Genomic DNA, 13,403 nt, shown 5'->3' on the forward strand with positions numbered 1-13,403 from the left:
TACAATATTTATTCAACAGGAAACTTCTCATCTTTTTTAAATTGAACATTTGGTAAAAGCTCTCCTACTTCTGGAAATTGCTGAAGAATATCCATTGAAACGTTTTTCACAACATAATCTGGACCAATAGGAAGTTTTTTCAAATAATCATCCGAAGATTCTACAGAATTTGTTCTCCATCTCGCTCCTTCTTTGATTAAAAACCATTGTCCTGTTGATGCTTCAACAATTTTGCCCTCGTACCTGTCATAGTCGCTTAAATCGACTTCAACTACTTTAGAGCCCTCCAAAGCTGTCATAGGCTCATTAACTGCAGCCGTTTCCTTTTTTTCATTACATGATATAAAAAACAAGGCTAAAAAGATTGAAATAAAACAGACATTTTTCATTTTTAAGTTTTAAAATTTTTTAAGCTGTAAAATTAGTTTTTTTTTCAAGATTAACAATTATACTTAAAAAAAAAACGGACTTAAATTTTGTAAAAAAATCATTACTTTTGTTGACTATAGTTATAATATTGTCATTTTACAAAGTTCAATATTAGTATATGCAAACAATAAATGGAAAGTAAAAAAAATATTTTTAGCGTTAAATCAAATTTTTTTCTACAAAACAATTATCACACTATATTAATTTATTTATTAGCTAGTATATTAATTTCTTTGCCTTTAAACTTTGCGTTCGGAAGTATTTCAATTATAATTTTTGGTCTTTTTATAATTTTTAATTATAAAAATTATAATTTTTCACTTAATAGAACTTTAATTGTACCGATTATATTTTATATTGTAATGTTGTGTTCTTTAATTTGGAGCATTGATATTAATGCCACAATTTATGGACTAAAAAAACTACTCGTTTTCATAATCGTTCCAATAGTTTTTTTGTTTATTCCAAAATTAAATAGCAATCAAGTATATAGAATTATTCGTTTATTTAGTTTCAGTATGGTTTTTTACTCTATCTATTTCCTAATAGAAGCAATTTTAAAATATTTCTCAACACAAAACCCCGAAGTCTTCTTTTTCCATGAATTAGTTACATTAGAGCTTAATGCCATTTACATGGCAACTTTTGCCTCTTTTGCAATGTTTTATTTTGTATCAATAGTTAACAAGAGCAATATAGAAAGGTTGGCTATGTATACTTTAGTGCTTTTTGTATTTTTGCTTTCTTCAAGAAGTATTTTCTTTATTGATTTAATTTTAATAATTTGTTATTATTTGTTCTTTTCTAAAACAAATACAAGCGTGAAAGCTTTAACTGCTTTTACTTTTTCTATATTTTTTATAATTTCAATAGCGTCAAGCGAGGAAATTAAAAACAGGTTATTGTCTAAATCTGAGACTGCTTTTGTAGATAATATTTTAAACAAAAACCTGACTTCAAAGGAAGAAAACGACAATAAAATAACAATAGAAGAAGCTTGGGATAGAAGTGATTTTCAGCAAAACAATTTCTTTCCTGGAAGCGCTTTACGTGTTTTTCAAGTACGTGTTTTTAAGGAAATGCTAAATGAAAACGATATTTTTTTTACAGGTTTTGGTTTAGAAGCTTCACAACCTGAAATTGAGAAAAAAGTGGAAGAACATCAATTAGATTTAGACTATAAAATATTTAATTTTCACAATCAATATATTCAAACTTTTGCAGAACTTGGTGTTTTTGGGTTTTTAACATTAATTATAATGTTATTAGTTAATTTAAAAAATGCCATTTATAATCGAAATTTTTTGCATCTTGTGTTCGCATTAACGATGATAATATTACTTTTGACGGAATCCATGTTTTGTCGACAACGTGGAATTGTGTTTTTCGTGATTTTATATTGCATTTTTAATTCGTCAGAACGAATTGTAAAAATTAAAGAGAGATTTTAATATGAAAAGAATTTTAATTACAGGAGCTGCTGGTTTTCTAGGTTCTCATTTGTGCGATCGTTTTATAGCTGAAGGTTATATCGTTATAGGAATGGACAATTTAATTACGGGAGATTTAAAGAATATTGAGCACTTATCCAAATTGGAAAATTTTGAATTCTATCATCACGATATTACCAAGTTTGTTAACATTCCTGGAGAGTTAGATTATATTTTACATTTTGCTTCTCCAGCTAGCCCAATAGATTATTTAAAAATTCCAATTCAAACTTTGAAAGTTGGATCTTTAGGTACACATAACTTGTTAGGTTTGGCTCGTGTAAAAAAAGCACGAATTTTAATTGCATCGACTTCCGAAATTTATGGCGATCCTTTGGTGCATCCACAAACGGAGGAATATTACGGAAATGTAAATACCATCGGACCACGAGGCGTCTATGATGAAGCTAAACGTTTTCAAGAATCCATTACAATGGCTTATCATACTTTTCATGGAGTTGAAACTAGAATCTTGAGAATTTTCAACACCTATGGTCCAAGGATGCGATTGAATGACGGTCGAGTAATTCCTGCTTTTATAGGTCAAGCATTGCGTGGTGAAGATTTAACTATTTTTGGTGATGGAATGCAAACCCGTTCGTTTTGCTATGTGAGTGATCAGGTAGAAGGCATATTTAGACTGTTGCATTCTGATTATTCTCTTCCTGTCAATGTGGGAAATCCAGACGAAATTACCATCAAAGATTTTGCTGAAGAAATTATCAAACTTACGGGAACAAAACAAAAAATTGTTTATCATCCTTTACCAATGAACGATCCTTTGCAACGTCAACCTGACATTGCTAAAGCTAGAGAAATTTTGGGTTGGGAACCAAAAATTGGCCGGGAGGAAGGAATGAAAATCACTTATGAATATTTCAAATCACTTTCTACTGAAGAATTATTAAAAGAAGACCATAAAGATTTTTCAAAGTATATTATGTAAAAATATATGAAAAATAAAACGGGTAGATATTCTGCATACATTCGTCCATTTTCGTACTTTATAGATTTAGCAATTATTAATTTATTTGCCATTCTATTATTGTCTGAAAACGTATATTCCATTTATTTTGTTGTTTTTAGTTCACTTTCTTGGGTAATTATCGCATTGAACGTTGAATTTTATGAGGTGTATCGGTACACTAAAATTATTGCTATTGGTAATAAAATTTTAAAGCAATTTGCTCTATTTACAATTATTTGTTTTGCATACTTTGGAATATTTAGCAACCATTCTAATGCAAGAGAAACGCTCATATATACCTTATTGACGCTTTTAGTTGTTGCATTTGCAAAAATTTTCATTTATTATTTTCTGCGAAAATACAGACGTCTATCTGGATTAAATTATAGAAAAGTAGTTCTCTTAGGAAGTGCAAAGCAAGTGAAGCAATTAGCATCTTTTTTTAATGACAATCCAGATTATGGATATCATTTAATTAAAATATTTTCAACGGATATTGATAAGAAATTAGCAATTGAGATGTGCTGTGAATTTACCGAAAAAGAAGAAATTGATGAGGTTTATTGTTCACTTTTTGATTTATCAAACTTACAAGTAAATGAGCTTGTCAATTTTGCAGAAGACAATAATAAAATTATTAAATTTTTGCCCGACAACAAGAATTATTTTGCTCGAAATCTAAAAGTCGATTATTACGGATATATTCCGATTTTATCCTTACATAAAACCATCCTGCATGACCCACTTACGAAATTATTTAAAAGAGCTTTTGATATTTTTTTTGCCTTAATTACTATTATCTTTCTGCTTTCTTGGTTAACACCGCTTTTAGCAATATTAATTAAATTAGAATCTAAAGGACCTGTATTCTTTAAGCAAGGAAGACCAGGAATTGATGAAAAAGAATTTTTTTGTTACAAATTTCGTTCTATGCGAATAAATGCGACAACAGAAAAGGAGGCATCTAAAAATGATCCAAGAGTAACTAAAATCGGAAAATTTATCAGAAAAACTAGCCTTGATGAGATGCCACAATTTTTAAATGTTTTAATCGGAGATATGTCGGTAGTTGGTCCACGACCTCATCTTTGGTCACAAAACAAAGTATATGGCAATAAAATAAAGAAATACATGGTTCGGCATTTTGTTAAACCTGGAATAACGGGACTAGCTCAAGTTCGAGGGTATAGAGGAGAAATTGAAACAGATGTAGATATGGTAAACAGAATTAAGTATGATGTTTATTATATTAAAAATTGGTCTATCATTTTAGATTTGAAAATAATTTTTCTAACTGTATTTAATATTTTTAAAGGCGAAGAAAAAGCGTATTAGAAAACATCATTTTTCATTAAATAACTCATTTGATAATCAAGGTTAAAAGTTTCTTGAGTTCTTTCGAAAATTTCTTTCTTCATTCCATCTAACTCAAATTTGCTTAAATCAGAAATTGAAATAAGTTTTTTGTTTAATTCATTATAATTTTCAACGGGAATTACCCAACCTATTCTGTTATCTTCAACAATAGTTTCGCCTTCACCACCACCAAAATAAAGTATTGGAAATCCGAGCGAACCATATTCAAAAATTTTAGAAGGAACAGATCCATAAATTCTAGTTTTCAGTGGAACAATGGCAATATCAAGCGTTTTTAAGGTTTCGTGTAGTTTTTTTCGTTCCATCATTCCATGAAAGAAAATTTTTTGTTGTTTCTGCATAGAAATTAAGGCTTCTATGGTCTTTTTTTCAGCACCATCTCCAAATATGTGAAGTTCTATATTTAAATCGTTTAATTCTATTTTCTCACACAGTTCTAAAACACCTTGTGCAATTCCTAAAAGTCCTGCATAGAAAATTTTAATTGGTTGCTTTTCTAAACTTTCCAGTTCTAATTGATAAGTTTTATGGTCTGGGAAATTTCGATATAAATAACACTTTTTTTCAGGAAAATTAGTATGAATATGCGAAATAATTTCATTGGATTGTCCTAAAATTAAAGTCGCTTTATTGTATATAAATCGTTCAAAAAACAAGGAGCTTTTGTGTGAAAAAGAATTTTCTTTCAATGCATTTAGTTCAACTGCAGCTAGGGGCCATAAATCAGAAATATTTAGTATAACTTTCTTATTTTTCCACGAAAGCACCAGTACTGAAATAAAAGAAAGTAATAAAGGAGGGGATTGAACGATAACTTTTTTAGGTGTTTTTTTAAAGAGTAAGTAAAAAAATAAACTCAGTGAAAACGATAAAATAGAAAGAATACGAACCAGTAAATTTTTACTAACACTAGGATAAATCCAAAGACGTTTTACTGTAATTTCGTCTCGTTGTTCAGTAACTGAAAATTTTCCTTGGTATTCAGGAAATAAAATTCCCTTTGGATAATTTCCTAGCGGGCAAACAACTGAAACTTTATAATTGTTTTGTTTTAATTTTAAAGCCAATTGCTCAATTCTATTTGCAGCGGCCCCTTTTTCGGGCGGATAATAATTAGATACGATTAAAATTTCTTCCATGAAACGTGAGTTTACAATAATCTGTGATAATTTTTAATATAATAGTAATAATTTATCAAAAAAGAATTGAACGGGATAAGTTAAAATAATTGCTTTTCGAGTCAAATCAATTTCTGACAGTTACAATAATCAGATAAAGCCTGATTCTTGCAAAAAGCGCTATAATCACTTTATTGAGGAGACAAATTGTTTGAGTTTTCCACTTTTACTGCGTTCTAAATTATCTTTTCTAATGAAAGTGAAGTTTAAACCAGTTTCTAAATAAAGTGCAATCTTCTTTTCAATTCCTTGTTTTTGATTTAGATTTAATGCATTTTCACTAACATAGTCTATTTCAAAAGCATTGATTTTCGTCTGTTTAATAATAAATTCTTTCACATTTCCATCATCTTCAATAATACTTTTAGTAATATAGTAAAAAGTTAGACCAGGTGATTTCTTTCCGCTTGGAAGTATTGCAAAATCATTAGTTCTTCCAATCAATTTTTTTAATACTGGTTTTTTATATGTGCTTTTATAATCCAAAACACCAATATCGCCAATGTCATATCGAATAAATGGATGAGCCTTATTATATAATGATGTTATTACAATTCTACCTTCTTGCCCAAAAGCCAAAACTTTATTATTTTCGTCTAAAATCTCCACAAATAATGTTTCAGAGTTAACTTGCCATTCGTCCTGTGGATTTTGAAAAGCTATTAAATCTAACTCTGATGCACCGTATTCGTTAATTATAGGAACGCCAAACTGTTTTTCGAGCAATAATTTGTCCTCATCAAAAAGCATTTCAGATGTTACTATGCAGCATTTAAGAGATGGACAAACAGAAGTTAGTATTATATTTTTTTTTAGTAAAAATTTTGCAAAAAGAACAATCGAAGAAGTATATCCATTTATATAATCAAATTTCTTATTTTGAAATTGGTTTAGAATTTTTTCTAAAACCGTTTCTGACAAATCAAAAATTGTAAACCGATAGCGATTACTCAAAACATCTTTAATACGCTCTTTTTTATTTCCAATAAAATCAAGGGGAATGCCGTAAAATCGCGCTTGAAAAGAATGATTAAAATCAATTCCAAACCATCCAAAATGGTAAATAATATTAGCCCAAGTCAATGCATGAGAAAATTTATCCTTAGCAAAAACAAAAGGAGTTCCGCTCGAGCCAGAAGTTTTATTTACAAATACATTCTTTTCAGTATATCCATCTGAAAGTCTTTGAGCAAGTGGTTGTTGCAAATCGGCTTTAGTTAAAACAGGCAAATCATTCCAATTTTCAATATTTCTACCTTTACATAAATCCCGATAAAAAGAATTATTTTCAAGATGAAACTCAACTATTTCTGACTTTTTCTTTTCAATAAAAGCTTCATAATCATTTTCTGGAACATTTAAAATTTCAGCAAATTGTTCTTGAGCTTCCTTCATAGGAAAACCAGCTAATTTAAGAGAAAGGTCAAATAGTTTCATTGCAAATGTAAATTTCATCAAAAATACATATTGTGACTTAGAAAGTGAATCAATTGAATAAAATTTTAAAATTATTATTATTTCCTCGCAAAACAAAGTAATTTTGTGCCACAACTAAAACAACACACAAAATGACAATTTTATTATTAGGTTCAGGCGGTAGAGAGCATGCTTTAGCGTGGAAAATGGTACAAAGTCCGCTTTGTCAAAAGCTTTTTGTAGCACCTGGAAACGCTGGAACGGATGCGATTGCCACGAATGTCGATGTTTCGCCGACTGATTTTGGTGAAATTAAAAAGTTAGTGATTGCTGAAAAAATTGATATGGTTGTTGTAGGTCCAGAAGACCCTTTGGTTTTAGGAATTTATGACTTTTTCTTGGACGATGATTATTTGAATAAAATACCAGTAATCGGTCCATCCAAATTAGGAGCTAAACTGGAAGGAAGTAAAGAATTTGCCAAAGAATTTTTACTAAAACACAGAATTCCAACGGCGGCTTACCATAGTTTTACGAAAGAGACCTTGGAAAATGGTTTTCACTATTTAGAAAAAATGAAGGCTCCGTATGTTTTAAAAGCGGATGGTTTAGCAGCGGGAAAAGGTGTTTTGATACTAAATGATTTGGATGAAGCTAAATTTGAGTTGAGCAATATGCTGTTGAATGAGAAATTCGGAATTGCAAGTTCAAAAGTGGTAATTGAAGAATTTTTGAATGGAATTGAATTGAGTTGTTTTGTATTAACAGACGGAAAAAACTATAAAGTTTTACCAACAGCCAAAGATTACAAGCGAATTGGTGAAGGTGACACCGGTTTAAACACGGGCGGAATGGCCGCTGTTTCTCCAGTTCCTTTTGCAACACCAGAATTATTAGAAAAAATTGAAAACAGAATTATAAAACCTACTATCAACGGTTTAAACCAAGATAAAATCACCTACAAAGGATTTGTGTTCATCGGGTTGATTATCGTTGAAAACGATCCTTATGTCATCGAATACAATGTTCGAATGGGTGATCCGGAAACAGAAGTGGTGATTCCAAGATTAAAAACGGATTTAGTAGCGTTATTCAAAGCTGTTGCTGAAGAAAAACTAGATGAAATCATTTTAGAAATCGACGAACGTGCGGCAACAACGATTATGATTGTTTCCGGCGGTTATCCAGAAAATTACGAAAAAGGAAAAGTGATTTCAGGAATCGAAAATGTATCAGATTCTATTGTGTTTCATGCTGGAACTAAGTCTGAAAACGGACAAGTTGTGAGTAACGGCGGTCGAGTTTTGGCAGTAACATCTTTTGGAACCGATTTTCAAGAAGCCATAAAAAAATCGTATCAAAATATAAATAAATTACATTTTGACACGATGTATTTTAGAAAAGATATCGGTTTCGACCTTTAAGAAATAATTTCTAGTCAAATTCCTTCTTGAATTAAAGAGGGAATTTGGTTATTATTTAAAAAAGGAGTGTGCCGTTGTATCTTGATATTCTTCGTTCTTCGCTTTGTGGTCTCTCAATTGTAGAATCCAATAAATCATAGCTGCTGCACAAATGGCCATGAAAATCCAGTTTATAAAATTGGCAATGAACCAACTAGTCAACTCTAAAGATCTTAAAAAATCTAAAGGGATGAATAAAAAATCAACGAATAAAGACGCTATTCCATTAAAAAATGCTTTCATTTTTTGTCAAGTATTATATTTACATTTGCAAAAGTATAAAATATCCCCATGATTACAACAATTTTTAGCAAATCAAGACCATTTAATTATGTTTTGGTAACCGTATTGCTAATTGTATGCTTCTTTTTGTACCAATTAAAGACAACAATTTGGCTGCAATCCATTGAATCCATTGGTAAAAAAGCTATTTTGTTAAGCTTGTTGATTGGATCACTTTTTATTTCAAATTTTATTACAAAGAAAAATGGTTTGAGTAAAGACAATACCTATCCTTTCTTGTTTTTCTTCATTTTTTTGATTCTTTTTCCAACGACTTTGGGAAATCCCAGCCTTATTATTTCTAACTTCTTTATTCTAATGGCGTTACGAAGATTGATTTCTTTGCAATCTTTAGTTACTCCAAAAGAGAAAATTTTTGACGCTTCGCTTTGGATTTTTTTGGCTGCATTATTTCATTTTTGGAGTATATTATTTATCGTTTTGGTATTTGTTTCAATCGCATTACATGTGGCAAGAGATTACAGAAACTGGATTTTGCCCTACATTGCTTTTTTCACAATAGGTACGATGTACGTTGCTTTTGTGTTGATTTATGATACGTCGCTCTTCGGACACTTGTTAGATGACGCAACTTTTAGTTTTGATTTTGATTACTTTACAAATAAATATCAGAACATTGCCATATCCATTTATGCAGCAATCACGGCTTTATTTTTGTTTTCACAAATCGTAGCTTTGCCTAGCAAACCGCTAATTCATCACAACTCGTACAAGAAAATTATCTTAGCCTTTTTCATCGGATTTTTCATCTACTTGGTTTCGCCACACAAAAACAACAGTATTTTAATATATACTTTTATGCCATTAGCCGTTATGGCTACAAGCTATTTTGAAGGAATTAAAATCAAGTGGAGTAGGGAAGTTACTGCGATAATCGTAATAAGCTTGAGCTTTCTGTCGTTTTTTATGCAATTATAATTTTCGGCCGTACGCCAAATCTCCCGCATCACCAATTCCTGGAACAATGTAGTTTTTGTCATTTAATTTTTCGTCTAATGTCGCAACCCATAAGTGGCAATAATCAGGCAAGTGTTTTTTAAGATATTCAATTCCTTCAGGTACAGCAATAACTACCGCAATATGAATTTCTTTTGGTTGTTCTTTTTCGATTAATTTATTAAAAACAGCGACCATGGATTGACCTGTAGCCAACATTGGGTCAATTAGCAATAATGTTTTATTTACAATGGAAGGAACTGCTTGATACTCTACTTTAATATCAAATGCAGCATCGTTATTGTAATGGTGGCGATAAGCAGAAACAAAACCATTTTCGACATTGTCAAAATAGTTTAGAAAACCCAAATGCAATGACAAACCCGCTCGTAAAATGGAGCATAAGACCAAATCATCGTCAATTTCAGTGGTTTTTTTAATTCCTAAAGGTGTTTCAATTTCGACATTTCGGTACCGTAAATCCTTACTCATTTCGTACGCCATAATTTCGCCAATACGTTCGATATTTCTGCGAAACCGCATACTGTCGTTTTGCACTTTTACGTTTCGAATTTGACCAAGAAAATGATTTAAAACGCTATTGTTTTCTGATAAGTAATGAATTTGCATGAAAGTGAGTTTGAATGTTCAATTAAATAGTGCTATTTTTAGATTGTAAATGTATAAAAAGTATATTTGTCTTTCTAAATTTAAAAAGTATGTTTTCAAAATTAGCTTATTCCGTTTTTGAACAAAGTATTGCAGATTACCATAAATTTGATAATGTTGATCAACCCGTTCACAATCCCTTTCCAAAAGAAAAATTTGAACATTTGTTGTATTTCAAAAACTGGATTGACACTGTTCAATGGCATTTTGAAGATATTATTCGTGATCCAAATATCGACCCGGTTGCAGCATTAAAGTTGAAACGTCGTATTGATGCATCCAATCAGGAACGTACCGATATGGTGGAATACATTGATAGTTATTTTCTTCAAAAATTCGCTTCGGTTACGGTCAAAAATAATGCGAAAATCAATTCTGAAAGTCCAGCTTGGGCTTTTGACAGACTTTCTATTTTAGCTTTAAAAATTTATCACATGCAAGAAGAAGCCAATCGTGCAGAAGCTTCGCAAGAACACAGAGATAAATGTCAGGAAAAGTTGAATACTCTTTTAGAACAAAGAAGTGATTTGTCAACGGCCATTGATGATTTGTTGACAGATATCGAAAGTGGCGATAAATTCATGAAAGTATACAAACAAATGAAAATGTACAACGACGATGATTTGAATCCTGTTTTGTATCAGAATAAAAAATAAACTTTGTCCAAATCCATCAAACATATAGCAGTCATCCGACTTTCAGCAATGGGAGACGTCGCGATGACTGTTCCCGTAATTCGTGCGTTTGTAGAGCAATATCCCGATGTTAAAATTACGGTCGTTTCGCGTCCGTTTTTCAAACCGTTTTTTGACACCATTCCTGAAGTAAATTTTCTCGGAATTGATTTAGACAAAAAACACAAAGGATTCTTAGGATTGTTCCGGCTTTTTCAAGAATTAAGAGATTCGGGTGTAGATGCTTTAGCAGATTTGCACAATGTTTTACGTTCAAAAGTTTTAACGTTCTTTTTTAAATTGTATAATTTGAAAGTGGTGACCGTTGATAAAGATCGAGCAGTAAAAAAAGCATTAACTCGAGCTAAAAATAAAATGTATAGACCGTTGCCAAGTATGATTTTGCAACATTCACAAGTCTTTAGACAAATGGGTTTTCCATTGCAAACTGAAAACCCTACTTTTCCCAACCTAGGCGTTTTTAACGAGGCAAAAACCCAAAAGTGGATTGGAATCGCACCATTTGCACAATACGATTCAAAAGTGTATCCTTTAGATTTGATGCAAAAAGTGATTGATGATTTGGCACAAAATCAGAACAATAAAGTTTTCTTATTTGGCGGTGGAAATAAAGAAATTGCACTCCTAGACGAAATGACTCAAGGCAAAACCAATGTGGTAAATGTGGCTGGAAAAGCCAAACTTCCTCATGAAATGAAAATCATAAGCAATCTCGATGTGATGCTTTCGATGGATTCTGGAAACGGTCATATTGCTGCAATGTTAGGAACTAAGGTGATTACACTTTGGGGAGCGACCCATCCTTATGCGGGATTTATGCCTTTTAATCAACCTTTAGAAAATTGCCTGACTTCAGATAGAACTAAATATCCTTTGTTGCCAACTTCGGTTTACGGAAATAAAATTGTGGAAGGGTATCAAGACGCAATGCGAACGATTACGCCAGAAATGGTGGTTGAAAAAGTGAATGAATTTCTGTAATTTTCTATAAAAAACTCCTTACAACCGAAGTTTGTTGATTCGGTTCATTTCAAAAATATAACTTCTCAAATTCCGAATGGATTCTGAATAATTAGGAAGTGCATAACCAAAACGTTCGTGTTCCATTTCTTCTTGTTGAATTGCCGCACAACTTTTGACGACTTCTTTCAACATGTCGAGCATGATGAGTTCTTTATTATTGGACTTTTCAAATTTAAATTCTACCAATTCGTCTTCCAAACTTTCGCAATACGCCAAAAGTTGCTGAACTTCGGGTTCGTCCAGCAACAAAGGTGCATTTTTGAATATTTCTTGTTTATTTTTCAATGATAAAAATTTTAAGATTTGATTATCAGGTATTAAGATGAATGAATAAAGTACTAAAACTAAAAAATTAAACCTTCAACTTCCTAAACATCATCATAATCCACATACAACTCTGTAGAAGTGGGATGCGCTTGACATGTTAAAATTAAACCTTTAGCAATTTCGCCATCCGTTAAAATAGAGTTTTTCTTCATTTCTGCGGTTCCGTTGGTGATTTTTGCTATACAACTGCTGCAAATTCCACCTTGACACGAATATGGAGCGTCCAAACCTTGTTTTAAAGCAGCTTCTAAAACCGTTTGCTTTTGCGACATTTCAAAAGTGGTTTCTTCATCATCCACCATTACCGTTATTTTGGTATGTCCTTCAAGTGATTGTTCAATCTTTTTTTCGGAAGCAGATGCCGTAAATAACTCGAATTTGATATTTTTTTCAGAAACATTCTGCTCTTTCAGAACATCGCTTACGATAGTAATCATTTCCTCAGGTCCACACAAGTAAAATTTATCGAATTCGATGTCTTTGTACTTGTTTTTCAATATAAAATTAACCGTTGAACGTTCAATTCTGCCAAATAAAGCATCGTCAGCTTTAGATTGACTATATACATAATGCACGAAAAAACGTCCTGTATATTTCAATTGCAAATCGTGTAAAATCTGGTGAAATATAGTTTCTTCAGGTGATTTATTACCATAAACCAACACGAAAGTACTTTTAGGTTCGTTGCTCAAAACGCTTTGCAAAATAGACAAAACAGGTGTGATTCCACTTCCAGCCACAAATGCTGAATAATTTTTTTGGCGCTCCAAATTGGGTTCAAAGGTAAAAGTTCCTTCTGGAGTTCCGACTTCGATTAAATCGCCTGCTTTTAATTTGGAGTTTGCCAATTGCGAAAAAGCACCGTTTTTAACCGCTTTTACAGCAACTCGTAATTCGCCAGAATCGGGAGATGAACAAATGGAATAAGCCCGACGAATTTCGGTACCGTCCAAATTGATTTTAAGCGTAACATATTGTCCTGCAACGAATTTATAGTTTGGTTTTAATTCGTTTGGAACGTTGAATGCAATAGAAACGGAAGTGACTGTTTCCCGATGTACTTCTTTTACATTTAATTTATAGAATGCTGACATGAATTTCTTTTTTTGCAAAGATAACAAATTGTGAGA

At 31.6% G+C, this 13,403-nt stretch carries 14 protein-coding genes; 7 read left to right on the forward strand and 7 right to left on the reverse strand.

From position 1 onward, the window contains the following. Window positions 1-8 precede the first annotated feature (8 nt). Window positions 9-389, reverse strand: coding sequence for a hypothetical protein (locus ACQ5J2_RS03715; protein WP_432672390.1), 381 nt, complete (start codon window positions 387-389; stop codon window positions 9-11). Window positions 390-1,139: 750 nt separating this feature from the next. Here ACQ5J2_RS03715 and ACQ5J2_RS03720 point away from each other — a divergent pair. Genes ACQ5J2_RS03720 through ACQ5J2_RS03730 form a run of 3 tightly spaced genes read left to right on the forward strand, consistent with a single transcriptional unit; the run spans window position 1,140 to window position 4,221 of the window. Then, on the forward strand, window positions 1,140-1,880 hold the full coding sequence (locus ACQ5J2_RS03720; RefSeq protein ID WP_432672391.1) for an O-antigen ligase family protein: 741 nt from the start codon (window positions 1,140-1,142) through the stop codon (window positions 1,878-1,880). A gap of 1 nt (window position 1,881) precedes the next feature. Next, a complete protein-coding gene (locus ACQ5J2_RS03725) occupies window positions 1,882-2,865 on the forward strand; it encodes a UDP-glucuronic acid decarboxylase family protein (protein ID WP_432672392.1) in 984 nt (327 codons plus the stop codon). Window positions 2,866-2,871: 6 nt separating this feature from the next. Next, window positions 2,872-4,221: an undecaprenyl-phosphate glucose phosphotransferase gene (locus ACQ5J2_RS03730; protein WP_432672393.1), complete on the forward strand. Its 1,350-nt coding sequence runs from the start codon at window positions 2,872-2,874 to the stop codon at window positions 4,219-4,221. Here ACQ5J2_RS03730 and ACQ5J2_RS03735 read toward each other — a convergent pair. Then, window positions 4,218-5,402 (reverse strand): glycosyltransferase family 4 protein, encoded by a 1,185-nt coding sequence (locus ACQ5J2_RS03735; RefSeq protein ID WP_432672394.1) that lies wholly within the window; start codon window positions 5,400-5,402, stop codon window positions 4,218-4,220. The two genes, ACQ5J2_RS03730 and ACQ5J2_RS03735, sit on opposite strands and share 4 nt — an antisense overlap. A 165-nt stretch (window positions 5,403-5,567) precedes the next feature. After that, on the reverse strand, window positions 5,568-6,896 hold the full coding sequence (locus tag ACQ5J2_RS03740) for a phenylacetate--CoA ligase family protein (RefSeq protein WP_432672395.1): 1,329 nt from the start codon (window positions 6,894-6,896) through the stop codon (window positions 5,568-5,570). 113 nt (window positions 6,897-7,009) lie between these two features. Between ACQ5J2_RS03740 and purD the strand changes: the two genes are divergently transcribed. After that, window positions 7,010-8,281 (forward strand): phosphoribosylamine--glycine ligase, encoded by a 1,272-nt coding sequence (gene purD, locus ACQ5J2_RS03745; protein WP_432672396.1) that lies wholly within the window; start codon window positions 7,010-7,012, stop codon window positions 8,279-8,281. A gap of 51 nt (window positions 8,282-8,332) precedes the next feature. Here purD and ACQ5J2_RS03750 read toward each other — a convergent pair whose 3' ends face one another. Beyond that, on the reverse strand, window positions 8,333-8,563 hold the full coding sequence (locus tag ACQ5J2_RS03750) for a DUF6341 family protein (RefSeq protein ID WP_432672397.1): 231 nt from the start codon (window positions 8,561-8,563) through the stop codon (window positions 8,333-8,335). A gap of 48 nt (window positions 8,564-8,611) precedes the next feature. Here ACQ5J2_RS03750 and ACQ5J2_RS03755 point away from each other — a divergent pair, with 48 nt between their 5' ends. Continuing rightward, window positions 8,612-9,541 (forward strand): DUF6427 family protein, encoded by a 930-nt coding sequence (locus tag ACQ5J2_RS03755; RefSeq protein WP_432672398.1) that lies wholly within the window; start codon window positions 8,612-8,614, stop codon window positions 9,539-9,541. Here ACQ5J2_RS03755 and upp read toward each other — a convergent pair. After that, complete coding sequence (upp, locus tag ACQ5J2_RS03760; RefSeq protein WP_432672399.1) at window positions 9,536-10,189, reverse strand: uracil phosphoribosyltransferase; 654 nt, start codon at window positions 10,187-10,189, stop codon at window positions 9,536-9,538. The two genes, ACQ5J2_RS03755 and upp, sit on opposite strands and share 6 nt — an antisense overlap. An 89-nt stretch (window positions 10,190-10,278) precedes the next feature. Between upp and ACQ5J2_RS03765 the strand changes: the two genes are divergently transcribed. Both ACQ5J2_RS03765 and ACQ5J2_RS03770 read left to right on the forward strand, forming a co-directional pair. After that, entirely contained in the window at window positions 10,279-10,884 is a 606-nt protein-coding gene (locus ACQ5J2_RS03765) for a DUF4254 domain-containing protein (protein WP_432672400.1), read from the forward strand. A gap of 48 nt (window positions 10,885-10,932) precedes the next feature. Then, window positions 10,933-11,904 carry a glycosyltransferase family 9 protein gene (locus tag ACQ5J2_RS03770; RefSeq protein WP_432673251.1) on the forward strand — a complete coding sequence of 324 codons (972 nt, stop codon included), beginning with the start codon at window positions 10,933-10,935 and terminating at the stop codon, window positions 11,902-11,904. 18 nt (window positions 11,905-11,922) lie between these two features. Here ACQ5J2_RS03770 and ACQ5J2_RS03775 read toward each other — a convergent pair whose 3' ends face one another. Both ACQ5J2_RS03775 and ACQ5J2_RS03780 read right to left on the reverse strand, forming a co-directional pair. Continuing rightward, a complete protein-coding gene (locus ACQ5J2_RS03775) occupies window positions 11,923-12,231 on the reverse strand; it encodes a hypothetical protein (protein ID WP_432672401.1) in 309 nt (102 codons plus the stop codon). 83 nt (window positions 12,232-12,314) lie between these two features. After that, complete coding sequence (locus tag ACQ5J2_RS03780; protein ID WP_432672402.1) at window positions 12,315-13,367, reverse strand: 2Fe-2S iron-sulfur cluster-binding protein; 1,053 nt, start codon at window positions 13,365-13,367, stop codon at window positions 12,315-12,317. Window positions 13,368-13,403 lie beyond the last annotated feature (36 nt).

This window comes from Flavobacterium sp. SM2513, assembly GCF_050908145.1.
In the GTDB taxonomy this organism is placed as follows: domain Bacteria; phylum Bacteroidota; class Bacteroidia; order Flavobacteriales; family Flavobacteriaceae; genus Flavobacterium.